This is a genomic window from Sphingomonas yunnanensis, from assembly GCF_019898765.1.
Lineage (GTDB): Bacteria > Pseudomonadota > Alphaproteobacteria > Sphingomonadales > Sphingomonadaceae > Sphingomonas > Sphingomonas yunnanensis.
Map to the genome: position 1 here is coordinate 710,505 of NZ_JAIOKB010000002.1, position 25,445 is coordinate 735,949.

The 25,445-nt window shown below is 72.7% G+C and carries 24 protein-coding genes; 12 read left to right on the forward strand and 12 right to left on the reverse strand.

The genetic code is table 11. The features are described 5' to 3' along the window. Positions 1–160 precede the first annotated feature (160 nt). From K7957_RS09485 to gnd, 4 genes are read right to left on the reverse strand one after another with little or no spacing between them, the layout of a single operon-like run. Positions 161–487, reverse strand: coding sequence for a hypothetical protein (locus K7957_RS09485; RefSeq protein WP_246616856.1), 327 nt, complete (start codon positions 485–487; stop codon positions 161–163). 25 nt (positions 488–512) lie between these two features. Further along, entirely contained in the window at positions 513–1,265 is a 753-nt protein-coding gene (locus K7957_RS09490) for an HAD-IIB family hydrolase (RefSeq protein ID WP_223011695.1), read from the reverse strand. Then, positions 1,266–2,072 carry a Cof-type HAD-IIB family hydrolase gene (locus K7957_RS09495; RefSeq protein ID WP_223011696.1) on the reverse strand — a complete coding sequence of 269 codons (807 nt, stop codon included), beginning with the start codon at positions 2,070–2,072 and terminating at the stop codon, positions 1,266–1,268. After that, positions 2,072–3,061, reverse strand: coding sequence for a phosphogluconate dehydrogenase (NAD(+)-dependent, decarboxylating) (gnd, locus tag K7957_RS09500; protein WP_223011697.1), 990 nt, complete (start codon positions 3,059–3,061; stop codon positions 2,072–2,074). The genes K7957_RS09495 and gnd overlap by 1 nt, the downstream gene beginning before the upstream one ends. A gap of 94 nt (positions 3,062–3,155) precedes the next feature. Between gnd and wecB the strand changes: the two genes are divergently transcribed. Both wecB and K7957_RS09510 read left to right on the forward strand, forming a co-directional pair. Then, complete coding sequence (wecB, locus tag K7957_RS09505; protein ID WP_223011698.1) at positions 3,156–4,298, forward strand: non-hydrolyzing UDP-N-acetylglucosamine 2-epimerase; 1,143 nt, start codon at positions 3,156–3,158, stop codon at positions 4,296–4,298. Positions 4,299–4,414: 116 nt separating this feature from the next. Then, the gene (locus K7957_RS09510; protein WP_223011699.1) at positions 4,415–5,194 is read left to right on the forward strand and encodes a sulfite exporter TauE/SafE family protein; all 780 of its coding nucleotides are present in this window, start codon (positions 4,415–4,417) and stop codon (positions 5,192–5,194) included. A gap of 7 nt (positions 5,195–5,201) precedes the next feature. Here K7957_RS09510 and K7957_RS09515 read toward each other — a convergent pair whose 3' ends face one another. The 5 genes from K7957_RS09515 to K7957_RS09535 form a co-directional block, all read right to left on the reverse strand. Continuing rightward, positions 5,202–7,082: an APC family permease gene (locus K7957_RS09515; RefSeq protein ID WP_223011700.1), complete on the reverse strand. Its 1,881-nt coding sequence runs from the start codon at positions 7,080–7,082 to the stop codon at positions 5,202–5,204. 126 nt (positions 7,083–7,208) lie between these two features. Next, a complete protein-coding gene (locus K7957_RS09520) occupies positions 7,209–8,009 on the reverse strand; it encodes a glutaminyl-peptide cyclotransferase (RefSeq protein WP_223011701.1) in 801 nt (266 codons plus the stop codon). A gap of 62 nt (positions 8,010–8,071) precedes the next feature. Next, positions 8,072–8,413, reverse strand: coding sequence for a ferredoxin FdxA (gene fdxA, locus K7957_RS09525; protein ID WP_223011702.1), 342 nt, complete (start codon positions 8,411–8,413; stop codon positions 8,072–8,074). 54 nt (positions 8,414–8,467) lie between these two features. Continuing rightward, positions 8,468–8,758 (reverse strand): RNA-binding S4 domain-containing protein, encoded by a 291-nt coding sequence (locus K7957_RS09530; protein WP_223011821.1) that lies wholly within the window; start codon positions 8,756–8,758, stop codon positions 8,468–8,470. Between the two features lie 14 nt (positions 8,759–8,772). After that, complete coding sequence (locus K7957_RS09535; protein ID WP_223011703.1) at positions 8,773–11,268, reverse strand: helicase-related protein; 2,496 nt, start codon at positions 11,266–11,268, stop codon at positions 8,773–8,775. 202 nt (positions 11,269–11,470) lie between these two features. Between K7957_RS09535 and K7957_RS09540 the strand changes: the two genes are divergently transcribed. After that, on the forward strand, positions 11,471–12,940 hold the full coding sequence (locus tag K7957_RS09540; RefSeq protein ID WP_223011704.1) for a peptidoglycan DD-metalloendopeptidase family protein: 1,470 nt from the start codon (positions 11,471–11,473) through the stop codon (positions 12,938–12,940). Positions 12,941–12,957: 17 nt separating this feature from the next. On the opposite strand, the gene K7957_RS09545 is transcribed toward K7957_RS09540, so the two are convergent. Further along, the gene (locus K7957_RS09545) at positions 12,958–13,314 is read right to left on the reverse strand and encodes a hypothetical protein (protein ID WP_223011705.1); all 357 of its coding nucleotides are present in this window, start codon (positions 13,312–13,314) and stop codon (positions 12,958–12,960) included. A gap of 129 nt (positions 13,315–13,443) precedes the next feature. Between K7957_RS09545 and K7957_RS09550 the strand changes: the two genes are divergently transcribed. Beyond that, on the forward strand, positions 13,444–14,907 hold the full coding sequence (locus K7957_RS09550; RefSeq protein WP_223011706.1) for a S41 family peptidase: 1,464 nt from the start codon (positions 13,444–13,446) through the stop codon (positions 14,905–14,907). An 11-nt stretch (positions 14,908–14,918) separates the two neighbouring features. Here K7957_RS09550 and K7957_RS09555 read toward each other — a convergent pair whose 3' ends face one another. Together K7957_RS09555 and K7957_RS09560 are read right to left on the reverse strand one after the other, a co-directional pair. After that, positions 14,919–15,452 (reverse strand): YceD family protein, encoded by a 534-nt coding sequence (locus K7957_RS09555; RefSeq protein WP_223011707.1) that lies wholly within the window; start codon positions 15,450–15,452, stop codon positions 14,919–14,921. Beyond that, positions 15,443–15,964, reverse strand: coding sequence for a ubiquinol-cytochrome C chaperone family protein (locus K7957_RS09560; RefSeq protein WP_425517191.1), 522 nt, complete (start codon positions 15,962–15,964; stop codon positions 15,443–15,445). The genes K7957_RS09555 and K7957_RS09560 overlap by 10 nt, the downstream gene beginning before the upstream one ends. 132 nt (positions 15,965–16,096) lie before the next feature. On the opposite strand from K7957_RS09560, the gene K7957_RS09565 reads away from it, so the two are divergent. The 8 genes from K7957_RS09565 to K7957_RS09600 all read left to right on the forward strand — a co-directional run bounded on the left by K7957_RS09565 (position 16,097) and on the right by K7957_RS09600 (position 25,269). Then, positions 16,097–16,570, forward strand: coding sequence for an outer membrane protein assembly factor BamE (locus K7957_RS09565; RefSeq protein ID WP_223011708.1), 474 nt, complete (start codon positions 16,097–16,099; stop codon positions 16,568–16,570). Between the two features lie 322 nt (positions 16,571–16,892). Beyond that, the gene (locus tag K7957_RS09570) at positions 16,893–18,218 is read left to right on the forward strand and encodes a glycosyl transferase family protein (RefSeq protein ID WP_343228361.1); all 1,326 of its coding nucleotides are present in this window, start codon (positions 16,893–16,895) and stop codon (positions 18,216–18,218) included. Next, complete coding sequence (locus tag K7957_RS09575) at positions 18,215–19,246, forward strand: hypothetical protein (protein WP_223011710.1); 1,032 nt, start codon at positions 18,215–18,217, stop codon at positions 19,244–19,246. Before K7957_RS09570 ends, K7957_RS09575 begins: the two co-directional genes overlap by 4 nt. Positions 19,247–19,304: 58 nt before the next feature. After that, positions 19,305–20,219 (forward strand): sulfite exporter TauE/SafE family protein, encoded by a 915-nt coding sequence (locus K7957_RS09580; RefSeq protein WP_223011711.1) that lies wholly within the window; start codon positions 19,305–19,307, stop codon positions 20,217–20,219. Further along, the gene (locus K7957_RS09585) at positions 20,216–20,980 is read left to right on the forward strand and encodes a TIGR02186 family protein (protein WP_223011712.1); all 765 of its coding nucleotides are present in this window, start codon (positions 20,216–20,218) and stop codon (positions 20,978–20,980) included. The genes K7957_RS09580 and K7957_RS09585 overlap by 4 nt, the downstream gene beginning before the upstream one ends. 78 nt (positions 20,981–21,058) lie before the next feature. Continuing rightward, a complete protein-coding gene (locus K7957_RS09590; RefSeq protein WP_223011713.1) occupies positions 21,059–22,741 on the forward strand; it encodes an ATP-binding protein in 1,683 nt (560 codons plus the stop codon). An 85-nt stretch (positions 22,742–22,826) separates the two neighbouring features. Next, positions 22,827–23,801, forward strand: a complete 975-nt coding sequence (locus tag K7957_RS09595; protein ID WP_223011714.1) for an aspartyl protease family protein — start codon at positions 22,827–22,829, stop codon at positions 23,799–23,801. 61 nt (positions 23,802–23,862) lie between these two features. Further along, on the forward strand, positions 23,863–25,269 hold the full coding sequence (locus K7957_RS09600) for a M20/M25/M40 family metallo-hydrolase (protein WP_223011715.1): 1,407 nt from the start codon (positions 23,863–23,865) through the stop codon (positions 25,267–25,269). The last annotated feature ends 176 nt before the right edge of the window (positions 25,270–25,445 follow it).

A 25,445-nucleotide genomic window follows, 5' to 3' on the forward strand; every position in this document is an offset into this window, starting at 1 on the left:
GCGGGGGGCGCTAGCCCACATCTCCCGCCGCTCATACCTCCGTTATCCCGGACCAAGTCCGGGATGACGGCTGTGGCGAGTGACAGGCGGCCAGCGCCGACGTCGCACCTTTCAGACGGAGAGCACGGTCAGCGGGATCGGCTGGCGTCGCCCCCCGGTCTCACGGCCGCTGGTCGCGGCGGTGCATCGGGCGCCAGCGCACCGCCGCGCAGATCACGGTCGGCCAGAACAGCGTGTTGATCACGTCGGGGATCGTGTCCCACCAGCGCCACGAGTGATAGTGGAGCCTGTCGAGCACCTCGTTGCCGAGCTCGGCCAGCGCCACCACCGACAGCGGCACGAACGTGCCGAGCGAGCGCCGCGTCACCAGCCGCGCCAGGATCAGCACCGCCATCCCGGCGTGGATGTGCAGCACCGTGTCAGTGGTGCCGGTGCCGTCGCCGATCCAGTGGATGACGCGCGCGTAGAGCGCGGGCACGCCGATCATCGCGCGGGTCCGCCGAAGGCCGCGCTCAGCCCTGCTTCTGGCACGCGACGATCGCGGTCACCACGCTGATCGTCTCCTGCGGGTCGCGCACGCGGACGCAGTCCACGCCCGCCTCGTGCGCGGGGTAATCATTGCCGCCCGGGAAGATCGCGTCGCCGATGAAGAGCATCTCGGCGAGCTGGATGCCGCTCTCCGTCGCCAGCTTGCGCAGGCCATAGCCCTTGTCGACGCCCTCGCGGGTGATGTCGATCGAGGTGGCGCCGCCCATGTTGATCGCGAGGCCCGGCAAGCGCTGGCGCAGGTCGGCCTGGATCACCTTGCGCTTGGCGAAATCGGGGTCCCAGCTCTCCTTGGCCTCGAGCGGGGCCTGCTGGCCCAGCGCGGAGAAGGTGATCTGGCTGCCGCGATCCTCGATCCGCTCGCCCCAGGTCTGCTCGGGGACGAAGCCGGTCGCCTCGAGCGACTGGCCGAAGGCGGCGATGATCTTCTGCTTCTCGGCGTCGTCGAACAGCTCGGCGTAGATCGTCTTCCATTCGCCGTCGCGATGGACGTACAGCTTGGTGCCGGTGGTGGGCATCAGCCACAGCCGGTCACGGTCGGCGCGCTCGGGGAGGCGGCTCGCCACCTGCTTCTCGAACTGGGGCCAGTCGCCGCCCGAGATCACCGCGACGTCGGCGACCGTCAGCAGGTCCGCCAGCGTCTCGCCCATGTCGTCCTTGAGCGCCTGTTTGCTGAGCGCGAGGGTGCCGTCGAGATCGAAGGCGACGAGCTTCTTCATTCAATGTCTCCGCGGCAGAACAATCGTTTCGATGGCGTGCGCTACGCCATCCTCGTCGTTGGCGCGAGTCACCTCTCGCGCCGCCTGTCTCACCTCCTGGGGCGCGTTGCCCATCGCGATCGGTAGGCCGGCGCGGCGCAGCATCGGCAGGTCGTTGGCCTGGTCGCCGATCGCGGCGGTGTCCTCGAGCGCGATGCCGAGCGCCTCGCTGAGCGCGGCGATGCCGTCGCCCTTGTTGGCGCCCTTGGCGGTGACGTCGAGGTAATAGACCTGCGACTGCGCCACGGTGGCGCGATCGCCGATCGCGGTGTGGACGCGCGCGTAGAGCGCGTGGAGCATCGCCTCGTCGTCACTGACGAAGGTGAGCTTGTCGGCGCGCTCGAGCAGCGCGCCCAGGTCCTCCGCCACCACCGGCTCCTGCGCCGAGCTGCGCCGCTCGCTCGTCGTGTGCGGGCCGTCGGGGTCGGTGGCATACCAGCGGTCATCGGCGAACAGCCAGGTATCGACCGCGAACTCGGCCGCGATCGTCAGCGCCTCCCTCGCGACGTCGACGGGGAGCGTCTCGTGGTGGACGATCGTGCCGTCGCGGCGGAAGACGATGCCGCCGTTGAACGCCGCGACGTCGCCGTCGAAGTCGAGCTGGTCGAGCAGCGGGCGGATGCCCGACATCGGCCGCGCGCTGATCAGCGTGAAGGCGACGCCCTCGTCCTGCAGACGCCTCACCGCGGCGATCGTCGCCGCGGTGAGCTGCTTCTCCTTGTCGACGAGCGTACCGTCGACGTCGGACACCAGCAATCGGATCGGCATTATTGCGGCATCTCGACGTGGCCGCCGAAGCCGAAGCGCATCGCCGACAGCGCCTTCTCGCCGAACGTATGCTCGACCCGGCTGCGGTAGCGCGCGAACAGGGCGGTGGTGAGGACGTTGACCGGCACCGCCTCCTCCATCGCCGCCTCGATCGTCCACTGCCCCTCGCCCGAGTCGGCGACGTTGCCGCTGAACTTCTCGAGGTGCGGGTCGCTCGCCAGCGCCTGTGCGGTGAGGTCGAGCAGCCAGGACGAGATCACGCTGCCGCGCCGCCACACCTCCGCGATGTCGGCGAGGTTGAGGTCGTAGCGCTCGTCCTCGGGCAGCTTCTCCGAGGCCTTGCCCTTGAGCACGTCGAAGCCCTCGGCATAGGCCTGCATCAGGCCGTACTCGATGCCGTTGTGGATCATCTTGACGAAATGGCCCGCGCCGGCCGGGCCCGCGTGGATGTACCCGCGCTCGGCGCGGTCATCAATGCCGTCGGCGCGACCGCGCGTGCGCTCGATCGTGCCGGATCCCGGCGCCAGCGCGGAGAAGACGGGATCGAGCTCGCGCACGACCTGGTCGGGGCCGCCGATCATCATGCAATAGCCACGCTCCAGCCCCCAGACGCCGCCCGAGGTGCCGACGTCGACGTAATGGACGTTCTTCTCGGCGAGCGCCTTGGCGCGGCGGATATCATCCTTGTAGAAGCTGTTGCCGCCGTCGATCACGACCTCGCCCGCGCTCGCGCTGGCCGCGATCTGCTCGATCACGCCGTCGGTCACCGCGCCGTGCGGCAACATCACCCACCAGATCGCGGCGGCGCCGCTTTCCTGGCAGCGCGCGCGCGCCTCGTCGAGCGAGCCGGCGGCGATCGCGCCCGCCTCGGCGAGCTTGGCGACCGCGTCGGTGTCGCGGTCATAGGCGACGATCTCATGCCCCGCCTGCATCAGGCGGCGCGCCATGTTGCCGCCCATCCGGCCGAGGCCGATCATCACCAGTCGCATTTCAACTACCCTCCTCGCTCGCCGCTGAATCGCGCGGCACGGCCGCTAGGTTCCGCGCCGCAGCATGCGCTGTCTCCCGCTACAATAAGACGACATGCGCGCGGCGCCCCGAATCCTGCTCCTATTCGGCACCCGGCCCGAGGCGATCAAGATGGCGCCGGTGATCGCGGCGCTCCGGCGCCGGGCGAGGCTGACGGTGCGGCTCGCGGTGACCGGACAACACCGCGCACTGCTCGACCAGGCGCTCGCCGCGCTGGAGCTGGTGCCGGACGTCGATCTCGACCTGATGCGCGCGGGGCAGCCGCATCGCGCGCTGCTCGGCGCGCTGATCGACTCGGTCGCCGCGCTGCTCGAGGCCGAACGACCGGCGCGGCTGGTCGTGCAGGGCGACACATCGACCGCCTGGGCGGGGGCGATGGCGGCCAATCTGTGCGGCGTGCCCGTCGCGCACGTCGAGGCGGGGCTGCGCAGCGGCGACCTCGCCGCCCCGCGCCCGGAGGAAGGCTGGCGCCGGGCGATCACCGCGGTGGCGGACTGCCACTTCGCCCCCACTGCCACCGCCGCCGCCGCGCTCGCCGCCGAGAACGTGCCGCTCGGCGCGATCCACGTCACCGGCAACACCGGGATCGACTCGCTACTCGCGATGGCCGCGCGCGTCGCCGCGTCGCCGTCGCTGGGTGCTTCGGTGACACCGTTCGCCGCCGCGGCGCGCACGCGCCGGATCGTCACCGTGACGGTGCATCGGCGCGAGAAGGACCTGGCGGCGATGGCGAGGGTGGCGCGGGCGGTGGCGACGCTGGCGGTACGCGACGACGTCGCCGTGGCGCTCCTCGCCCATCCGGCGCCGCAGGCACGCGCGCTGGCGGGGCTGCTCGCGCGCGAGCCGCGGGTGATGCTGCTGCCGCCGCTCGACTATCCGTCGATGGTGCGGCTGCTGGGCATCAGCCACCTGCTCCTCACCGACTCCGGCGGGCTACAGGAGGAGGCGCCCGCGCTCGATCTGCCCGTGCTGGTGCTGCGCGACACCACCGAGCGGCCGGAGGGGATCGCGTCGGGTTGCGCCTGCCTGGTCGGGACCGACGCGGCGCGAATCGTCGCGGCGGCGACGCGGCTGCTCGACGACCACGCCGCGCACGCGGCGATGGCGCGCGCGCGCAACCCCTATGGCGACGGTCGCGCCGGCGCGCGCGTCGCGGCGATCCTCGCCCGGCTGCACGCGGACCACGCCGACGACTAATCCCGATGCGCCCGGCGCCACGGCGGCCCCAAGCATTTCTGCGCTTGCCGCGCGCCCCTCGGGCGTCGCACATCGGGCGCGATGACGCCGGGACATGCGATGAGGGTACGCGCGACATGGACTGGCTGAGCACGCTCGCGGGCTTCCTGGTGGGCGCCATCGTCGGTCTCACCGGCGTGGGCGGCGGGTCGCTGATGTCGCCGGTGCTGATCCTGCTCTTCGGGGTGGCGCCCGCCACCGCGGTCGGGACCGACCTGTGGTTCGCCGCTGTCACCAAGCTGGTCGGCGGCACGGTGCATCATCGCCGCGACAATGCCGACTGGAAGGTGGTGCGCCGGCTCTGTCTCGGCAGCCTACCTGCGGTGGCGGTCACGCTCTGGTGGCTGTGGAGCCACCACGAGCGCGCCGAGAGCGGCGGGCTGATCGTCCACCTGCTCGGCGCGACGTTGGTGATCTCGGCGCTGCTCACCCCGTTCCGGACCGCGCTCGCCCGACGCTTCGCCCGCCGCGAGGGCGCACGCACCGAGGCGCTGCTGCGCTTCCAGCCCGCGCTGACGGTCGCGGCGGGGGCGCTGCTCGGCACGCTGATCACGCTCACCTCCGTCGGCGCGGGCGCACTCGGGGCGACGCTGCTGCTGCTGCTCTATCCCTTCCGGCTCACCGCCAAGAAACTGGTGGGGACGGACATCCTCCACGCCGTGCCGGTCGCGCTGCTCGGCGGCATCGGCCACGCGCTGATCGGCAACATCGACCTGCACCTGCTCGGCGCGCTGCTGCTCGGCTCGATCCCCGGCGTGATCCTCGGCGCGCGGCTGACCGACCGGCTGCCCGAGCGGATCGTCACGCCGCTGCTCGCGGTGGTGCTGCTGGTCGTCGGCGTGCGGCTGCTCGCCTGAGCCGCGCTCACGCGCGCCAGGGCGACGAGACCACCATCAGCCGCGGGCCGGCATGCGCCATCAGCTGGTCGCGCAGCCGCGCCGCGCGGCGGCCGTGGAGCAGCCGCTCCCACCAGCGCCGCAGCACCAGCTCGGGGATGATGATCGCGACCGAGCGGCCCGGCGTCGCCGCGTCGATCTTCGCCACCAGCTCGAGCAGCGGCCCGTCGATCTCGCGATAGGGCGCGGGCACCATCATCAGCCGCGGCGCGGTCTCGCCCGCCGCGGTGAGCGGCGCGGCGATGTCGCGCTCGAACGCGGCGCGCAGCCTGGCGAGATCCTCCTCCTCGTCCGGGCCGCTCAACCCGGTGAGGTGGATCGCGACCACGTCGGGGGAGAGCGTCATCGCGAAGCGCAGCGCGCGGTCGCTCATGCGGGTCCGCTCCTCATAGGCGACCAGCACGGTCGGCGGATCGTGCTCCTCCACCGCGAAGGTCGCGTCAGGGGCGAGTCGCGCCGCCTGGCGCGCGTAATAGCGGTTCGTTGCGCGCAGCAGCAGCACGATCGCCGGCACCGCGAGCAGCACCAGCCACGCGCCCTGGACGAACTTGGCCGCGGTGATCACCGCCAGCGCCGCCAGCGTCACCGCCGCGCCGACCGCGTTGATCGCCAGCCGCCGCGGCTCTCCCCCGGCGCGGCGCCAGTGCACCACCATGCCGATCTGGCTGACGCTGAAGGTGAGGAAGGCGCCGATCGCGAACAGCGGGATCAGCCGATCGGTGATGCCGCCGAACGCGACCAGCAGCGCGCCCGCGGTCAGCGTCAGGAAGGTCACGCCCGCGGAGAAGACCAGCCGCCGGTCGGCCTGCGCGAACGGGCGCGGCAGATAGCCGTCGCGCGCGACGAGCTGGCACACGCGCGGGAAGCCGACGAAGCTGGTGTTGGCGGAGAGGCACAGCACCGCGAGCAGGCTCGTCATCGCGACATGGTAGAGTGCGCCGCGCCCGACCGCGGCGCCCGCGAGCTGCGACAGCACCGACTGATAGTCGCCGCGGGTCTGGTCCATCGCGCCGACCTGATAGTGCGCGGCGGCGAGCGCGACCCCGGCGAGCAGCAACGCGAGCGCGGCGCAGATCACCGTCAGCGTGCGGCGGGCCTCGCGCACCACCGGCTCGCGGAAGGCGCTGACGCCGTTCGACACCGCCTCCACCCCGGTCATCGCGGTACAGCCCGCGGCGAAGGCGCGCACCAGCAGCCACCACCCCGCCGCCGCGCCCGCGGTGCCCGCGGCGAGCGGCGCGGGTGCGACGACCGGCGCGGGCGCCCCGCCGCTCGCGGTCGCGCGCACCAGCGCCAGGCCGAGGATGAAGAGGAAGCTGGCGAGGAAGAGATAGGTCGGCAGCGCGAACAGCCACCCCGCCTCGCGCGTGCCGCGCAGGTTGGCGACCGCGACCAGCACGAGGATGCCGAGGCACAGCGGCAGCGTGTAGGCGTGCAGCGCCGGCACGGCGGAGGTCAGCGCGCCCACCCCCGCCGAGATGCCGACCGCGACGTTGAGGACATAGTCGGTCATCAGCGCCGCGGCGGCGAGCAGCGCGCCGCGCTCGCCCAGGTTCGCCTGCGCCACGGTATAGGCGCCGCCGTTCGACGGATAGGCCAGGATGACCTGCCGATAGGACAGGTACAGGATCCCGAGCAGCGCGATCACCGGCGCGATCACCCAGCCGATAGAGCCGAGCCCGGCCGCGCCGAGCGGCAGCAGCACCGCCAGCGCCGCCTCGGGCCCGTAGGCGGACGAGCCCAGGCCATCGAGGCCCATCGCGGGCACGCCCTCGAACCATCCGATCCTGCGCGCCTGGCTCTCGCGGTTGGCGAGCCGGCGGCCGAAGACGAGCGAGCGCCAGCTCATCGCGGCGGGGCGGAGGGAGGGGCCGGCATCACGCCGCAGAACGGCCGGCCGCGCGCTTCGGTCCCGTCCCGCGACCAAGACCAGAAGATCAACCCTCTGATGTCGCCGCCAAAACTCGCTCTACCCTCAGCGCGGCAGCCGGATCTCGAACAGCGTCGGCCAGCGCTTGCCGGTGACGAAGAGGCGGCGCTTGGCGGCGTCCCAGGCGATGCCGTTGGCGACCGCCTCGGGATCGCGCGCGCCGATCTCGGCGACGATCGCGCGCAGGTCGATCACCTGGGTGACGCGCCCGCTCGCCGGGTCGATCCGCACGATCATCGGCTGGTGCCAGACGTTGGCGAGGATGGCGCCGTCCACCCATTCGAGCTCGTTGAGCTGGTCGACCGGCTGACCCATGTAGGTCACCTTGAGCGTGCGCCTGACCGCCAGCGTCGCGGGATCGTGGAAGGTCAGCGTCGCGCTGCCGTCCGAGCGGATCAGCGCGGTGCGATCGCTGGTCAGCCCCCAGCCCTCGCCGCCGTAGCGCGCGGTGCCGAGCGGGCGCAGCGTCGCCGCCGCCCAGCGATGCGCGACGCCGTCGTGCCAGGTCAGGCTGACGAGCTGGTCCTTCCACGCCGCCAGCCCTTCGCCGAATTGCGCCGGCGGGATGGTCGCGCGCTTCACCGCCTTGCCGGTGGCGAGGTCGACGCGGCGGACGTCGGACCGGCCCTCGAGCCCGACGCTCTCGTAGAGCGCGCCGCTGTGCCAGATCAGCCCCTCGGTGAAGGCCTCGCGGTCGTGCGGGAAGCGCGCGGCGACGGTCGGCACCACCACCGGCGGCCTCGCCTCGGCGACGGCGGGTGCTGCCTGGGGCGCGGGCACGGCCGGCGCCGCGGCGGCGAGCGGGAGAAGCAGCGCGAGGAGCGCGGGGACGAGCCGACGGGTCATGGCCGCAGCGGTACGCGCGCGCGTCGCGCCCGGCAACCGCACGCCGACCGGGCCGCCCCGGCTCAGTCGCCCTTGCCGGGCTCGGGCGAGAAGAACTTGTCGAACTTGCCTTCCTGACCCTTGAACGAATCGGCGTCGGCCGGGGTCTGGTCGAGCTTGCGCGTGACGTTGGGCCACTGCGCCGAGAAGGTGTTGTTGAGCTCGAGCCACTGCTCCAGCCCGCTCTCGGTGTCGGGCAGGATCGCCTCGGCCGGGCATTCCGGCTCGCACACGCCGCAGTCGATACACTCCGAGGGGTTGATGACGAGCATGTTCTCGCCCTCGTAGAAACAGTCGACCGGGCAGACTTCCACGCAGTCCATGTACTTGCAGCGGATGCACGCGTCGGTGACGACGTAGGTCATGATCGGGATATCCTCGCTTCTCGCGCGCCGCTTTTGCGCCGCATCACGCCCGCGTCAACGCTCGTGACCGCGTTGCGACCCGTTCTCACCCGCGCCGGCGACCAGTTCCTGGTAGCAGGCCTGCGCCTCGGGCGCCGGTCCGCGCCGTCCCGGCAGCGCCTCGACGCGCAGCACGCGCACGCGCCCGGCGTGGTAAAAGGTGAGGATGTTGCCGACGCGTACCGGCGCGTGCGCGCGGTCGATGGCGCGCCCGTCGATGCGCAGCCGGCCGTCGCAGGCGAGCGCCTGCGCGTCGTCGCGCGTCTTGGCGAGCCGGGTGTGCCACAGATAGCGGTCGAGCCGCATCGCCTCGCCCCCGCTCACCGCCGCACCAGCTCGGCGAGCGCGGCGAAGGCGTTGTCGGGCGGGGGGCGCGACTCGCGCGCGGGGGCACGGCCGCGCCAGACGTAGAGCGGCGGCCCCTCCGCGCTCACGGGTGCCGGGCGGAAGCCGAGCTCGGCCATCAGCCGCGCGATCGTCGCCGGCTCCAGCCCGATCGACACCGCCAGCGCGGGGTCGGGTGCGAAAGGCACGCGGCCATCGGCAGTACGCGCGTCGTGCGCGGCGCGCGCGACCCGCTCGACCAGGTCGATCCGCACCGCCTGCGCGCCGAGCGGGCGATAGCCCATCAGCGGTACCGCGCCCGCGCTGCCGCGCGGCAGCGTCGTCGCGCCCGCGCGCGGCAGCGGCGGCGCGGACGTCCCCGCCGCGGCGAGCAAGGCGCGGCGCCACGCCTGCGCGCCGGGCTTGAGCAGCCGCGGGTCGAACAGATCGAGCGCGCCGATCGTCACGCCCTGGCGCCGCAGCCAGTGGCGGTCGCCCGCGCTGAGCGACTCGATCGCGGCGCGCAGCGGCAGCCGCTCGGCGAAGCCCGCGCCGCTCTCCAGCGCCGCCGCGACGCTGCGCAGCGCGGGACTCGCGGCGGGCGCGCGCGCCGCCTCCGCCGCCGCCGCGACGCTGCGCAGCGCGCGACCGATCGCTCCCGCCAGCCAGGCGCGCAGCCGCGTCGCGATCGACTCGCGCACCGCGGGATCGAGGCAGTCGAGCGCCGGGTCGAGCACGAGTTGCGGCCGCGCCAGCGACGCGCCGCGCCGGAGTCGCGCCACCACGAGCCCGTCCGCCAGGATCACCCCCGGGTCGTCGAGCGCGAAACCGCTATCGTCGCGCGCCACCAACGCGTCGGCGCGGCGTCGCCGCTCGGCGCCGAGCCGTTTCTCCGCGGTGGCCAGCAGCAGCCGCTTGTCGGAGGCGGTGGCGTCCGGCGCGACCACGAAGCGGAAGCCCTCCAGCCGCCCGATCGCGTGCGTGTCGATCGTCACCTCGCCCTCGGCGTCGATCTCGACCGGCAGCGCGCCCACCCCGCTGCCGATCTTCTTGGCCAGCGCGGTGGTGCGCTTGTCGACGAAGCGCTGGGTGAGCTTCTCGTGGAGCGCGTCGGACAGCCGCTCCTCCACCGCCAGCGTGCGCGCCGCCCAGTGCGCCGGGTCCGCGAGCCAGTCGGGCCGCTGCGCGATATAGGCCCAGCTGCGGATCGCCGCGATCCGCCCCGCGATCGTCTCGACGTCGCCCTCGACGCGGTCGAGCCGCGCCACCTCGTCGGCGAACCACTGGTGGGGCACGTAGCCCTGCGCGAGGTAGCCGAACACGCGCCCGACGAAGCGCGCGTGCGGGTCGATGCCGAGCTTGGCGAAATCGGGGATGCCGCACGCCGCCCACAGCCGCGCGACATTGCCGCGCGCGCGATCGCGCACCCCCGCCTCGTCGGCGAGCCGCCTGAGCACGCGCAGGTCGGTCGCCTCGGGCGCGGCGCGCAGCCGCTCGTGCTCGGGGCGACGCGCGAGCGAGGCGAGCAGGGCGTCGATCGAGGAGAGGTCGGGCGTGCCGTCGCGCCAGTAGAGCCAGTCGAGCCGCGGGAAGCGATGCGCCTCGATCGCGGCCACCTCCTCGGGCTCGAACGCCTCCGGTCCCTCCTCGGTCAGCCCGCCGAAGGTGCCGTCGCGCTGGTGGCGCCCGGCGCGGCCCGCGATCTGCGCCATCTCGGCGACGGTGAGGCGACGGCGCTGCTGGCCGTCGAACTTGGACAGGCCGGCGAAGGCGACGTGGCCGACGTCGAGGTTGAGCCCCATGCCGATCGCGTCGGTGGCGACGAGATAGTCGACCTCGCCCGCCTGGAACATCGCCACCTGCGCGTTGCGCGTGCGCGGGGACAGCGCGCCCATCACCACCGCGGCGCCGCCGCGCAGCCGCCGCAGCATCTCGGCGGTGGCATAGACCTCCTCGGCGGAGAAGGTGACGATCGCCGAGCGCCGCGGCAGCCGCGAGAGCTTCTTCGCGCCGGCGTAGCACAGCGTGGAGAAGCGCGGCCGCTCGACGATCTCGGCCTCGGGCACCAAAGCGCGCAGCACCGGGCGGAGCGCCTCCGAGCCGAGGATCATCGTCTCCTCGCGCCCGCGCGCGCGCAGCAGGCGATCGGTGAAGACATGGCCGCGCTCGCGGTCGGCGCCGAGCTGCGCCTCGTCGAGCGCGACGAAGGCGACGTCGCGCTCGAGCGGCAGGCTCTCGGCGGTGCACAGGAACCAGCGCGCGTCCCTGGGCACGATCCGCTCCTCGCCGGTGATCAGCGCGACCCGCTCCGGCCCCTTGATCGCGACGACGCGGTCGTACACCTCCCGCGCCAGCAGCCGCAGCGGGAAGCCGATCATGCCGCTGGCATGCGCGCACATCCGCTCGATCGCGAGATGCGTCTTGCCGGTGTTGGTCGGGCCCAGCACCGCGATCACGCGCGAGCTGTGGAGCGGGCGGGGGGTGAGCGACATGGCCCAGACTACATCGGGTCTGTGTCCGCCGGATGCAATCGCGCTCGGTCTCCGGCGCGGCCCGCCGCCGGACACCACCGGCCCGCCGCAGCGATCGCCGCCGCGAGGTGCGGTTAATTTGACTTTAGCACCTCTTCTCCACAACGCTCGCACCCAAGCGCCGGGGGGTAGGTTCGGCGCGTGACGGAAGGCGGCGGCCGACGTGTTCTTGCGCGACGATCAGGGGATGGAGCTGGCGGGCGCCGGCGGACGCGGCAGCGGTCGCGCGTTCGGGCGCCAGCTGGTGCCGATCGCCGAGCGCGGCGTGCTCGACCGTGCGCGAGTCGCGCTGGCGCGCACCGACTGGGTCCCCGACCTCGGCCAGGACATCGGCAGCCGCACCTGGTGGCGCGGGCTCGCCACCTGCGCGGCGCTGTGCTGGGGGGCGTGGCAGCTCAACCCCGGCCTGCCCGCGATCACGGGTGACATCGCCGCGCCGGGCGATCGCGCCAGCCTCGAGGAGGCGCGTACCCAGGGGATCGCGCCACTCGCGCTCGGCGCCACCACCGGGCGGCGCATGGCGGCGACCGCGCTGGTGCGCCCGCTCGCCGAGACGCCCGAGCGACCGCAGATCGAGCTCAGCGCCGCGCTCGCCGACGGCGACACGCTGCGCACGGCCTTGCAGCGCGCCGGTGTCGGCGGCGGCGAGGCAGGGCGGGTCTCGGGCCTGGTCGGCGACACGGTGGCGCTCGACTCGCTCAAGCCCGGCACCGTGCTGGCGCTGACGCTCGGCCGCCGCCCGACCAAGTTCCAGCCGCGCCCGCTCGAGCGGCTCGCCTTCCGCGCCGCCTTCGACCTCAAGCTGGTGGTGCAGCGCGCCGGCGACGGGCTGGTGCTCGACCGCCAGTCGATCGCGATCGACCGTACCCCGCTGCACGTCAGCGGCACGGTCGGCGCGGGGCTCTACCGCTCGGCGCGCGCCGCGGGCGTCCCCGCGCGCGTGGTCGAGACCTATATCAAGGCGATCGCCGCGCAGCTGCCGATCGGCCAGCTCGGCAGCGACGACCGCTTCGATATCGTCGCGGACCAGGCGCGCGCCGCCACCGGCGAGGTCGAGGTCGGCCAATTGCAATATGCCGGGCTGGCGCACGGCCGCCGCCAGCTGCGGCTGGTGCGCTGGGGCGACAAGGACGGCGAGGGCGGGCAGATGCTCGATCCCTCGGGCACGATCGAGCGCCGCGGCGCGATGGGGATGCCGGTGGCGGGGCGGATCACCTCCACCTTCGGGATGCGGATGCACCCGCTGCTCGGCTTCATGCGGATGCACAAGGGCACCGACATCGGCGCGGCCTATGGCAGCCCGATCTACGCCGCCATGGACGGGGTGGTGCAGTTCGCCGGGCGTGCCGGCGGCTACGGCAATTTCATCAAGCTGGCGCACGGCGGCGGGCTCGTCACCGGCTACGGCCATATGAGTCGCTTCGGCGTCGGCCAGGGTGCGCGGGTGCGGCGCGGCCAGGTGATCGGCTATGTCGGCTCGACCGGCATCTCGACCGGGCCGCATCTGCACTGGGAGGTCTGGAAGAACGGCCAACCGGTGAACCCGCGGACCTTGTCGCTGTCGAGCGTGCAGACGCTGCCCGCCGAGACGATCCGCGCGCTGCGCGCGAAGATCGCGCGGCTGATCGGTTAGGCGCGCCGGCCGGCGGCTCAGCCGGTCGCGCTGCGCCCCGCGATCGCGCGCGCGTCGGTCACGGTGGCGGTGCCCGAGTCGTCCAGCGTGACCAGCCAGGCGGACTGGTCGTCACAGGTGGCGACCCAGGCGGCTTTCCCCGCGACCGGGTCGGTCGGCACCGAGCGGTCGACCTGCTGGCACGAGCGGCCGGCGTCGCGGATCGCGCGGAACAGCGCCACATTGCGCTCCTTCTCGTTGAGCGCCTGCATCTTGGCGACATAGTCGCCGCGCGGCGTCGCGGCGACGGCCTGGTTCGCGGTGTCGGCATCGCCGCAGCCGGCGAGCGCGAGCAGGACGGGGAGGGCGAGCGGGAGGAGCGGGCGCGCGGTCATGGCGACACGCTAGCAGATCGCGGCGCGATGGCGCCAGTCTGGGGCGTTCTCGCTCGCGGCCGCCCGGTGGCGCCATATACAAGGAGAGGAGGTCACGATACGAATACCGCGGGTTCGTAGGAGTAAGTGATGCGTACACCGCGGTGGGTGGGCGCGCTCGCGCTGGCAGGGATGCTGGCGGGGTGCGGCGGCGGCAGTGACAGTAACAGCGCGGGCGGCACCGGGGGTGGATCGGCCGCCGTGGGCGGCGGCACCGGGAGCACGGGCACCACGGGGAGCACCGGCGGCTGTACGCTCCGTGCGCGACAGGACTGGGCCTTCTCCATCCTCGACGAATGGTACCGCTACCCCGAGCTGCTCGCGAGCAACGTCGATCCCGCGAGCTACACCACGCTGGACGACTACGTCGACGCGCTCACCGCGCCGGCGCGCGCGCAGAACCGCGACCGCTATTTCACCTATGTCACCTCGGCGTCGGCCGACGCCGCCTATTTCGCCTCGGGCAAGACCGCGGGCATCGGCGTGCGGCTCGCCTTCGACGCCAACAATCATCTCTTCGTGAGCGAGGCGTTCGAGAACACGCCCGCGCTCGCCGCCGGGATCGACCGCGGCACCCAGGTCCTCGCGATCGGCACCTCGGCATCCAACCTGCGCGACATCACCGACATCGTCGCCAAGAACGACAATGCCGCGCTGAACGCGGTGTTCGACGATTCCACCCCGGGTAGCCAGCGCGTGCTGCGAGTCAGCGACGCCGCCGGGACGCGCGTGGTGTCGCTCAGCACCGCCGATTACTCGCTGGCGCCGGTCTCGCCCCGCTACGGCGCCAAGGTGCTCGACTCGGGCGGCCGCAAGGTCGGCTACATCAACCTGCGCACCTTCATCGCCAGCGCGGACGACCAGCTGCGCAGCGCCTTCGCCACCTTCCGCGCGCAGGGCGTGACCGACCTGGTCGTGGACCTGCGCTACAATGGCGGCGGCCTTCTCTCCACCGCCGAGACCTTCACCGACCTGCTCGGCGGCGGCCGCTCGACCTCCGACGTCCAGGCTTACACCAGCTATCGCGCGTCCAAGTCGAGCCAGGATCGGATCCGCTACTTTCGCCAGGAAGCGCAGGCGATTGCCCCCAGCCGCGTCGCCTTCATCGGCACCGGCGCGACCGCCTCGGCGAGCGAATATGTCATCAACGCTCTGATTCCCTACCTGCACGCCAATGTCGCGCTGGTCGGCAGCAACACCTACGGCAAGCCGGTCGGGCAGATCCCGTTCGACAATCCCGCGTGCAGCGACGACCGGCTGCTCGCGGTGTCGCTGGCGCTGCAGAACTCGGCGCGGCAGGGCGACTATTTCAACGGGCTCGCCACCAAGGTCGAGGCGAGCTGCCAGGCCGACGACGACGTGTCGCACGCGCTGGGCGACCCGGCGGAGAACGCGCTGGCGATCGCGCTCGATTATATCGCCGGGCGAAGCTGCACCCCGATCGGCGCCAGCGCGTCGCTGAGCCGCTCGACCAAATTGTTCAGCCCGGCCAATCGCGCGCTCACCGTGCCGCATCCGAACGCGGCACAGCGCGACCAGCCCGGCCTGTTCTGATCGTCGGGGGCTCAGTCCTTCGGCGCGGCGAGCCTGGCCTTGAGCCCGGCGAGCGCGCCGAAGGGCCCCGCCTCCTCCTCGCTCAGCACGCCCGCCTCGCGCAGCACCACCTCGGCGCGCGGGCTGCGCGGGAACGGATCGAGCGCGAGCGCCATCGTCTCCGCCGCCACCTCGCCGAGATCGACGCCGCCGCCCTCGAGCTCGACCGTGTCGATCGAGTCGCTGCCGAGCTCGATCTCGTCGTCGCCCCCGGCGCCGGGCGCGACGAAGCGCAGCGCGATGGGCTCGTCGATCGTCGCGGACAGCGGGTCGCCGGTGACCGAACAGGCCTGCACCACGGCGGCGCGAACCGTGCCGTGGACCAGCACGCCCGATGGATCGCGCCGTACCGCGAACGCACCCTCGAGCCGCTCGACCGCGACCAGGTCGAAGCGCCGCGCCAGCGCGGCGCGCTCTTCCGCGTCGGCCGCGATCGTCACGGCGCGATCCTCGCCGCCGATCGTGTCGAGCCGCTCCAGGCGGGAGAATTCGGTCGTCACGCCCATCGTCCTTCCATCAGTTCGCTCACGCTGAGCGGGTCGAGCTCGCGGCGTAGCGCCTTGAGCGCGCCGCGCACGTGCGCCAGCGCGAGCGGGTCGGGCGACGTGCCGCGATACAGGTTGCGCACCAGCGCCGCGTCGAGCACGCCGTCGTCCGGGGCGGCCAGTCCCTCACGATAGACGCCGAGCCGACCGCCCAGCATCCCCATCATCTTGCCGACATGCTTGCCCACGACCATGTCACCGAAGCCGATCTGGCGTACCTGCGCGTCCATGTCGTCGACGAAGCGCTCGGTCAGCCGCACCGAGGCGTCGGTGCCGTCGGATGCCTGCTCGAGCCGGAGCAGCACCATCGCCAGCACCGCCGCGACCATGTCGAAGCGGCCGTCGAGCGTGTCGGGCACCGCGCCGTCGAGATACCAGTGCGGCCGGCGCGCGCGCGCCACCACCGCGTCATACAGCGGCATCGCCTCGTCGCGCGGTCCGCGCCGCCGCAGCCACCCACTCAACCAACCCACCTGACACTCTTCCTCTCGACCGACCGGCGCGACGCTTGTCTCGCCCCGCGCGGCGGCATATTGAGGCGCGAGGCCGCAATGTCCACGCGCGCGTGCCGCGCGGGCAAGCGGCTGAGTTTCCGCGGAGTATCGATGCGCCCCCTTCTCTCTCTCGCTCTGGCTGCCGGCGTGCTCGCCGCCGGGTGCACGCCGCTGCGCTCGCACCAGGGCTATATCGTCGACGCCGACCTGGTGAACTCGATCCAGCCCGGGGTCGACAACCGCCAGTCGGTGCTCGCCACGCTCGGTACCCCCAGTTTCGCGAGTCAGTTCAACCAGGGCGACTGGTATTACGTCTCGCGCGACAGCCGCAATCTCGCCTTCACCCCGCCCAAGCCGCGCGACCAGCTGACGATGCAGATCAGCTTCGACCAGGCCGGCAACGTCACCACGGTGCGCAAGTCGGGGATCGACCAGGTCGTCTCGCTCAAGCCCGACGGCAGGACCACGCCGACGCTGGGTCGCAAGCGCGGCTTCTTCCAGGACCTGTTCGGCAACATCGGCACGGTCGGCGCGGCGGGGGCTGGCGGCGGCGGAGGCCCGGCCGGCGGGGGGACCGGCCCCTGATCTCGCCGCCGCGGGGCGCGCACATCCCGCGCCGCGCCGTGATGGTGGTCTGACCCTCGTATATAGAGCGGGTGCGCAGCGAGTCCGCGAACCCGTCCTACTCCAGCCGCGGTTCGGCCGCGTCGCCACGAACGCCGCGACGCGGCCAGTACCGGCTTGGGGTCGGCACCGGTCCCGAAAGGGGGAAAGGGACCGCGGCGGCTAACGCGCGCGCGGTCGCTTTGTTCGCCACGGTTAACGCTTTCTCGCGAGCGTTGCCGATCGGCCACAGGTCAGCGGGAAATTCCGCCTTAGATCACCTATCCGCGCCGGGTTCGTGGCCGTGACCGCGCTCGGACTGCTCGACCGTGCGGTCACCGAGACGACGCTGTTCGCCGCGTTCGTCCTCTTCATCCTGGGCCTGGACGACCTGCTGCTCGATCTGATCGCGGCGGTGACAGGACGCTCCGACCCGGACGTGCGGACGGTGTCGGGGCCATCGCGGCTTCGCTTCGCGGTGTTCATCCCCGCCTGGCGCGAGGAACGGGTGATCGGAGCGATGCTTCGCGCGACGCTCGCGCGCTACGACCATCCCTCCTATCGCCTCTACGTCGGCTGCTATCCGAACGATCCCGCCACCGCCGCTGCCGTGCGCTCGGTGAACGATCCGCGAGTCCGGCTGGTCGTGGGAGGCGGCGACGGCCCCACCACCAAGGCCGACTGCCTCAACCGACTGTGGCAGGCCCTCTCCGCCGAGTCCGCGTGGCGCCCCGACGCGTTGGTGCTGCACGACGCCGAGGACATGGTCCACCCGCTCGAGCTGCGCGCCGCCGAGCACGCCCTACGCGGCGCGGCGCTGGTCCAGCTGCCGGTCCTGCCGCTGATCGATCCGACACGGCACTGGGTCACCGGCCATTACGCCGACGAGTTCGCCGAGACCCACGCGCGCGACCTCGTGGTGCGCGCCGCGCTCGGCGCGTCGCTGCCGCTCGCGGGGGTCGGCTGTGCGATCCGCTACGACGCGCTGGAGCGGCTCGCCGGTACCAGCGGCCTGCCCTTCGCGGCGGACAGCCTCACCGAAGACTATGAGCTGGGACTCCGCGCCGCCGCCCTCGGACTGACGATCCGTTTCGTGCGGCAGCGTGATTCGAGCGGTGCGCTGATCGCGACCCGCGCCTACTTTCCCGAGACGCTGGCCCGGGCAGTGCGCCAGAAGGCGCGCTGGATCGGCGGGATCGCGCTCGCAGGCTGGGACCGGACGGGGTGGGGCGCACCGCGAGTCGCCGAACGATGGATGCGCTGGCGCGACCGCCGCGCGCCGCTCGCCGCCGCCGCGGTGACGGCGGCCTATGCCGCGGCCGCGCTGGCGGCGGTGGCTGCCGTGTCTCACCGATGGGAAGGCGACGCACCGCCGGCGCCGGGGCGGGGTCTGCGCGCGCTGCTCACCGTCAACGCCGTGCTGCTCGGCTGGCGGCTGATCGCGCGGCTCCGGCTCACCGCCGCGGCCTATGGCTGGCGTGAGGGGCTGCGCGCGCTGCCGCGGATCGCGGTCGCGAACGCCGTGCTCATCCTGTCGGCGACACGCGCGCTGCGGCTCCACGTCGCCGCCCTGCGCGGCGCCCCGGTGCGATGGGACAAGACCGCACACCGCTTCCCGGACCTGCCATGAGGCGAGGCCGCGCGCTGCGCTGCTGGGGGCTGCTGCTCGGGCTGTGGGTGAGCGCACGTGCGGCGTGGCTGTCGCACGAGAGCTTACCGCGCGCGGGTAGGCCGGCGATCGCGGCGTCCGTCGTCACGGCTCGACCGGCCGCGGCCTCGGTTCCACACCCGGGGACTGTCGCCACCGCGCGCGTGAGGCCCGTGCCGCGGGCGACCGACCCCAACGATCGATCCGGCGAAGCCGCTGCGCCGCGCCACGTCGCCTCACCTGGCCCGGCTCGTTCACCGGGGCTGATCGTCGCCGCGGAGAGCGCGGCACCGGCCCTGCCGCTGCCGCTCACCGGATCCGCCACAGTGAGAGGCGAAGCCGCGGAGGGGCAGTCCGTGCCGCTCGCGGACGTGACGGGCCTCCCGGTCGCCGCCGGACCGGCGCCCCGCTGGTCGCAGACGGGCTGGCTGCTGCTCCGCGGCGGCGCGACGACCAGCACCGCCGCGCCGCAGCTCGGCGGGGCGCAGCTGGGAGTCAGGATCGCCCGGGCGCTCGACGACAAAGGCGGTCTCGCGGCCTCGCTGCGGCTGGTGTCGGCGCTCCAGGCACGCGAGCGCGAGGCGATCGCGGCGGTCGAGTGGCACCCGCGTGCGCTGCCGCTCCGGGTCCTGGCCGAGCGACGGATCGGCGTCGCGGGGCTGCGCTCCGGCTGGGGCATCGGCACCGCCGCTGGGATCAGCGACCGGGCGCTGCGACCGGGCGCCCTGCTCGACGCTTACCTCCAGGCCGGCGTGATCGAGCGGCGTGGCGGCTATGCCGACGGCGCGGTGAGTCTCGAGCACCCTCTGACACAGCGCGGCGGCGCGACGCTGCGGCTCGGGGTCGGTGCGTGGGGCGCGGCGCAGCGCGGCGCCGAGCGGCTCGACGTCGGCCCGACCGCGTCGCTCCGGCTCGGGCACGCGCGCGCGACCCTGGCGTGGCGCGCGCGCGTCGCCGGGGATGCGCGTCCGAGCTCGGGCGCGGCGCTGACGATCGCCATCGATCATTAGCGGCGGCGGATCGCGCGGTGGCGTCGGCGCGCCGAACCGGCTAGCGGCTGGGAGCGTCATGGACATCTACCTGCCGATCGCGAATCTGTCGGTGAACGCGCTCGTGATGATCGCGCTCGGCGCGGGCGTCGGATTGCTCTCGGGCATGTTCGGAGTCGGTGGCGGCTTTCTCACCACGCCGCTGCTGATCGTCTACGGCATCCCGCCCACGGTCGCAGCGGCCTCGGCCGCGACTCAGGTGACCGGCGCGAGCGTCTCGGGGGTGTTCGCGCACTTCCGCCGCAACGGCGTCGACACCCGTATGGGGACGGTGCTGGTGATCGGCGGCGTGCTCGGCTCGCTGTTCGGCGCCTGGCTGTTCCGGCTCCTGCAGCGCTGGGGGCAGATCGATACGACGATCGCGATCACCTATGTGCTGCTGCTCGGCTCGATCGGGCTGCTGATGCTGCGCGAGGCGGTGAGCGCGATCCTGGTGGCGCGCGGGCGCCGCGCCGCGCCGCCGCGCCGGCGTCGCCACCACCCTCTCGTCGCGGCGCTGCCGTTCCGGATGCGCTTCTACGCCTCGGGGCTGTATATCTCCCCCCTGGCGCCGCTACTGCTCGGCTTCTTCACCGGCATCCTGACGATCCTGCTCGGGGTCGGCGGCGGCTTCGTGCTGGTGCCGGCGATGATCTACCTGCTCGGCATGGCGACCTCGGTGGTGGTCGGCACCAGCCTGTTCCAGATCCTGTTCGTCACCGCCGCGGCGACGATGGTCCACGCCACCACGACGCGCGCGGTGGATATCGTGCTCGCCGCGCTGCTGCTGGTCGGCTCGGTGGTCGGCGCGCAGGTCGGCGCGCGCTTCGCCGCGCGCGCGCGGCCCGAATATCTCCGGCTCGCGCTGGCGATCATGGTGCTGCTGGTGGCGGGGCGGATCGCGCTCGGTCTCGGCTGGCGCCCCGACGAGATCTACGCGGTGGAGCTGTCGTGAGTCGCGCCGCCTGGGCGCTGGCGCTCGTCGCGCCGCTGCTCACCGCGCAGAGCAAGCCGGTGCTGGTGCCCGACGTGTCGCAGCGCGACATCGAGATCGCCTACAGCTTCACCGGCGCCGAGCTGCTGCTGTTCGGCGCGATCCTCTATCCCGGCGGACGCGCGCCCGCCGGCGAGCGCCCGGCGGACATCGTCATCGTGGTGAAGGGGCCGACCCAGTCGATCACCATCCGCGAGAAGGAGAAGGTCGCGGGCATCTGGGTCAACGCGGGGCGGCTGCGCTATCGCTCGGCGCCGTCCTTCTATGCGCTGGCCTCGTCGCGCCCGCTCGGCCAGCTGGTCGACGCGCGCACCCGCGCGATCTACGAGCTCGGGCTCGACAGCCTCCAGCTCTCGCCCGCCTCCGCCGCGCCGACCGACGTGCAGGACCGCTTCACCCGCGGCCTGGTGGAGCAGCGCCGCCGCGCCGGGCTGTTCTACGAGGCGCCGGGCGCGGTCGAGCTCACCGACGGCGTGCTCTATCGCGCGCGAGTCGCGATCCCGGCGCGCGTGCCGGTCGGGCGCTTCACCGCGGAGACTTTCCTGATCCGCGACGGCCGCGTGCTCGCCGCGGCGGTGCGCGACATCGACATCCGCAAGTCGGGCTTCGAGCGCTTCGTCGCCGCGGCGGCGCAGCGCCACGAGATCCTCTACGGGCTCGCCGCGGTGACGCTGTCGGTGCTGCTCGGCTGGGCGGCGGGGCGGTTCGCGCAGCGCGGCTGAGGCGCGCGCCTCCATCCTATGTTTACGAAGCGGCCGTATCGCTAGCCCTCGCTGAATCGCAGGGAAAAGCAGCTTCGTATGAACGATATCGTCGGCCAGGGCGAGTTCCGCACGGCGCTCGCCGCCGCCTTCCCGGACGGGCCGCAGGCGGCGGCCGCGCCCACCGGCCCGGAACCGCTCGGCTATGTGCTCGAGATCGCAGGCGGCCAGGGCGAGCTGGTGCTCGATTCGCCCTCGCTCGCCGCGCTGGCGGGCCATCCCGACCCGCTGGTCGCCACCGCGGGACAGGTCGGCGGCCAGCTCAAGGTGCGCGCCGGCGCGATGTGGCTGGTAGCGACGGTGCGGACGGTGCGGCTGGCGCGCGGCCAGGCCGACCAGGTGATCGCCGCGATCGACTTCATCGGCGAGGGCGAGGTCGAGCGGCTGACCGGCCATCTCCACCATTTCCGTCGCGGCGTCACCGCCTTCCCGCTGCCGGGCGCGGAGGTGTTCGCGGTGACGGGCGCGGACCTCGAGCAGGTCCACGCCGCCTCTGGCCGTGCCGCGATCGCGATCGGCACCGTCCACCCGACCCGCGACGTGCGCGCCTCGCTCTACGTCGACTCGCTGCTGGGCAAGCATTTCGCGCTGCTCGGCTCGACCGGCACCGGCAAGTCGACCGCTGCGGCGCTGATCCTCCACCGCCTGTGCCGGCTGGCGCCGCAGGCGCACGTGGTGATGATCGACCCGCACGGCGAGTATGGCGCCGCCTTCGCCGACGAGGGCGCGCTGTTCGACGTCTCGAACCTGCAGATGCCCTATTGGCTGATGAACTTCGAGGAGCATTGCGAGGTGCTGCTCACCAGCGCCGGGCCGGAGCGCCAGGTCGACGCCGACATCCTCGCCAAGTGCCTGCTCGCCGCGCGCGGCAAGAGCCGGCTCGGGCAGGAGATCGCGCGGCTGACGGTGGACGCGCCGATCCCCTATCTGCTCAGCGACCTCACCCAGATCCTGCAGCAGGAGATGGGCAAGATGGACCGCGCCGGCGACACCGCACCCTATCTGCGGCTCAAGAACAAGCTCGACGAGCTCAAGGCCGACCCGCGCTACGGCTTCATGTTCTCGGGCATGCTGGTGGCGGACACGATGGCGGCGTTCGTCCAGCGCATCTTCCGCTTCTGCGGCGACGGCAAGCCGATCTCGATCATCGACGTCTCGGGCGTGCCGAGCGAGATCACCGCGGTGGTGGTGGCGGTGCTCAGCCGCATGGTGTTCGACTTCGCGATCTGGTCGAGGGCCGAGCCGCAGCGCCCGATCCTCCTGGTCTGCGAGGAGGCGCACCGCTACGTCCCCGCCGGGCGCGAGGAGCGCACCGCGGTGGGTCGCATCCTCGGCCGTATCGCCAAGGAGGGGCGCAAGTACGGCGTCTCGCTCGGGCTGGTGACGCAGCGTCCGTCCGACCTCGCCGAGGGCGTGCTCTCGCAATGCGGCACGATCATCTCGATGCGGCTCAACAACGAGCGCGATCAGGCGTTCGTCCGCGCTGCCATGCCCGAGGGCGCGCGCGGCTTCCTCGACGCGCTGCCGGCGCTGCGCAACCGCGAGGCGATCGTGTGCGGCGAGGGCGTGGCGATCCCGATCCGCGTCGCCTTCGACACGCTGGAAGAGGGCAAGCGGCCCGCGTCCGACGATCCGGTCTTCTCGGCGCTGTGGCGCGAGGGCGGCGGCGAGGAGCAGATCGTCGCGCGCACGATCCAGCGCTGGCGCGGCCAGGGGCGCTGAGCGTTCGCGGACCACCGCCCCGCGCCATCTCAGCCGTCGGTATCTCCGCTGGCGCTGCGTCCGGATCGGGCGTACCATCTCTACCATGGAGAGGTGGCTCGCGCTCATGCTGGCCAGCATCGCCCTGCCCGCGTCGGCGCAGGCAGGGGCGCCCTCCCCTGCGCCGATGGCGGCGCTCGGGGTTGTCCCCGTGACGCTCCCAGACGACCTGCCCGCCGACGCCGGCGACGCGCTCGACTTTCTCACCGCCGAGGACCGCATGACGGTGCCGGTCGAGATCGCCGGCGCGGGCCCCTTCCCCTTCATCATCGACACCGGCGCGCAGCGCAGCGTGATCTCGCGCCAGCTCGCCGCGCACCTCGGCCTCGCCACTGGGCGCCGCGTGCGCGTGGTCGCGATGGCGGGAACGAGCGACGTCGACACCGCCATCCTCCCCACGATCTCGGTGAGCCCTAGGCCGGTCGCGCGGGTCGGCGGCGAGCGGATCGAGGCGCCGATGTTCGAGGCGCGTCACCTCGGCGCGCCGGGCATGCTCGGGATCGACACGTTGCAGGGGCAGGCGCTGACGATCGACTTCGACGCGCAGCGGATGCAGGTCACGCCGTCGAGCCGGCGCCAGCGGCTCAAGCGCGAGCCCGGCGAGATCGTGATCCAGGCGCGCAGCCTGTTCGGCCAGCTCGTCGTCACCAGCGCCACGGTCGCGGGCCGGCGCGTGCGGGTCGTGCTCGACACCGGCACCAGCGTCAGCCTCGGCAATCTCGCGCTGCGTCGTCTGCTCTCCAGCCGGCGCGGGGGGGCCACGGTGCTGACCAGCGTGCTCGGGGTACAGATCGCCGCCGATTACGCGCTGCTGCCCGAGATGACGCTGGGGCCCGCCAAGATCCGAGCGCTGCCGATCGCCTTCGCCGATGCCGCCCCGTTCCGCGTCTTCGGCATCGATGACAAGCCCGCGCTGATGCTCGGCATGGACGCACTGCGGCTGTTCCGCCGCGTCCACATCGATTTCGCCAACCGCGAGCTGCGCCTCCTCCTGCCCCGCGACCTGCGTCGCAGCGGCTGAGCCCCGTTGCGCCCCGACCGCTTCGCTGCGAGGCTGGCGGCGGACGAACGAGGGAGGATCGATGCGCGGGATCGGGGTGGCGGCGCTGCTCGCCGGATTGCTGGCGGGGACGACGGGAAGCGGCGCGGCGGCGCAGGCGCGACCAGACGAGAAGGCCTTCTTCGATCTGTATCGCGAGATGGTCGAGACCAACACGGTGGTCAACGTCGGCAGCTGCACCCAGGCGGCCGAGCAGGTCGCGGCGCGGCTCAAGCGCGCCGGCTATGCCGACGCCGACGTGACGCTCTTCTCCACCCCCGAGCACCCGAAGGACGGCGGCGTCGTCGCGGTGCTGCGCGGCAGCGACGCGGCGCTCAAGCCGATGCTGCTGCTCGGGCACCTCGACGTGGTCGAGGCCAAGCGGGCGGATTGGCAGCGCGATCCGTTCAAGCTGGTCGAGGAGGGCGGCTATTATTACGCGCGCGGCGCGGTCGACGACAAGGCGATGGCCGCGATCTGGGCCGACGCGATGGTGCGCTTCCGCCAGCAGAACTATCGCCCGAAGCGCACGATCAAGCTGGCGCTGACCTGCGGCGAGGAGACCACCTTCGCCTTCAACGGGGCGCAGTGGCTGGCGCAGCACCGCCCCGAGCTGATCGCGGCCGAGTTCGCGCTCAACGAGGGCGGCGGGGGCCGGCTCGACGCGCAGGGCAAGCGCCAGCTGTTGGCGGTGCAGGTCGGCGAGAAGGCGGCGCAGAACTTCACCCTGCTGGCGACCAACCCGGGCGGGCACAGCTCCACCCCGGTGCCGGACAACGCGATCTACGAGCTCGCCGACGCGATCAAGGCGGTGCAGAACTATGAGTTCCCGGTACGCTTCACCGACACGACGCGCGCCTATTTCACCGCCACCGCGCAGCGCGTCGGGGGCGAGCAGGCGGCGGCGATCGCGCGGCTGCTCGCCGACCCGCAGGACCGGGCGGCGGACGCGATCGTCAGCCGCGACAAGGTGATGCACTCGACGCTGCGCACCACCTGCGTGACCACGCTGCTGAGCGCGGGCCACGCCGAGAACGCGCTGCCGCAGCGCGCCACCGCCAACGTCAACTGCCGCATCTTCCCCGGCGAGACAGTAGACGGCACGCTCGCCAAGCTGCGCGCGCTGGCGGGCAGCAAGGTTACCGTCACCGCCAATCAGCCGATCCGCCCCACCGCGGTGCCGCCGACGCTCGATCCCAAGATCATCGGCCCGATGCAGACGCTGGCGAAGAAGCATTTCCCGGACGTGCCGCTGCTGCCGACCATGTCGACGGGGGCGACCGACGGCGTGTTCCTGGAGGCGATCGGTATCCCGGTCTACGGCGTGCCGGGGACCTTCCTCGACCCCGACTTCAACGGCGTACACGGGCTCAACGAGCGGATCCGGGTCGAGTCGCTCTACGCCGCGCGCGACTATCTGTACGACCTGGTCAAGGCGTACGCGGGCTGAGGGGGCCACGAGAACAAGCCACAGGCCACCAACGCGTCACCCCGGCGGACGCCGGGATCCAGTAGGGAAGGCCGTGGTGAGACCCACGACGGTTCCGTAGCTGGATCCGGCGTCCGCCGGGGTGACGAAGTTGGTGGGGCTAACCTGACGCGATCAGCGAGGTCCGGAGACGCTCA

Coding starts and splice junctions, on each gene's coding strand:
- K7957_RS09580 (WP_223011711.1), top strand. CDS start 19,305: ATGGACATCTACCTGCCGATCGCGAATCTGTCGGTGAACGCGCTCGTG.
- gnd (WP_223011697.1), bottom strand. CDS start 3,061: ATGCGACTGGTGATGATCGGCCTCGGCCGGATGGGCGGCAACATGGCG.
- K7957_RS09490 (WP_223011695.1), bottom strand. CDS start 1,265: ATGAAGAAGCTCGTCGCCTTCGATCTCGACGGCACCCTCGCGCTCAGC.
- K7957_RS09550 (WP_223011706.1), top strand. CDS start 13,444: ATGCGTACACCGCGGTGGGTGGGCGCGCTCGCGCTGGCAGGGATGCTG.
- K7957_RS09600 (WP_223011715.1), top strand. CDS start 23,863: ATGCGCGGGATCGGGGTGGCGGCGCTGCTCGCCGGATTGCTGGCGGGG.
- K7957_RS09545 (WP_223011705.1), bottom strand. CDS start 13,314: ATGACCGCGCGCCCGCTCCTCCCGCTCGCCCTCCCCGTCCTGCTCGCG.
- K7957_RS09485 (WP_246616856.1), bottom strand. CDS start 487: ATGATCGGCGTGCCCGCGCTCTACGCGCGCGTCATCCACTGGATCGGC.
- K7957_RS09595 (WP_223011714.1), top strand. CDS start 22,827: ATGGAGAGGTGGCTCGCGCTCATGCTGGCCAGCATCGCCCTGCCCGCG.
- K7957_RS09555 (WP_223011707.1), bottom strand. CDS start 15,452: ATGGGCGTGACGACCGAATTCTCCCGCCTGGAGCGGCTCGACACGATC.
- K7957_RS09535 (WP_223011703.1), bottom strand. CDS start 11,268: ATGTCGCTCACCCCCCGCCCGCTCCACAGCTCGCGCGTGATCGCGGTG.
- K7957_RS09565 (WP_223011708.1), top strand. CDS start 16,097: ATGCGCCCCCTTCTCTCTCTCGCTCTGGCTGCCGGCGTGCTCGCCGCC.
- K7957_RS09575 (WP_223011710.1), top strand. CDS start 18,215: ATGAGGCGAGGCCGCGCGCTGCGCTGCTGGGGGCTGCTGCTCGGGCTG.
- K7957_RS09590 (WP_223011713.1), top strand. CDS start 21,059: ATGAACGATATCGTCGGCCAGGGCGAGTTCCGCACGGCGCTCGCCGCC.
- K7957_RS09495 (WP_223011696.1), bottom strand. CDS start 2,072: ATGCCGATCCGATTGCTGGTGTCCGACGTCGACGGTACGCTCGTCGAC.
- K7957_RS09510 (WP_223011699.1), top strand. CDS start 4,415: ATGGACTGGCTGAGCACGCTCGCGGGCTTCCTGGTGGGCGCCATCGTC.
- fdxA (WP_223011702.1), bottom strand. CDS start 8,413: ATGACCTACGTCGTCACCGACGCGTGCATCCGCTGCAAGTACATGGAC.
- K7957_RS09520 (WP_223011701.1), bottom strand. CDS start 8,009: ATGACCCGTCGGCTCGTCCCCGCGCTCCTCGCGCTGCTTCTCCCGCTC.
- wecB (WP_223011698.1), top strand. CDS start 3,156: ATGCGCGCGGCGCCCCGAATCCTGCTCCTATTCGGCACCCGGCCCGAG.
- K7957_RS09530 (WP_223011821.1), bottom strand. CDS start 8,758: ATGCGGCTCGACCGCTATCTGTGGCACACCCGGCTCGCCAAGACGCGC.
- K7957_RS09515 (WP_223011700.1), bottom strand. CDS start 7,082: ATGAGCTGGCGCTCGCTCGTCTTCGGCCGCCGGCTCGCCAACCGCGAG.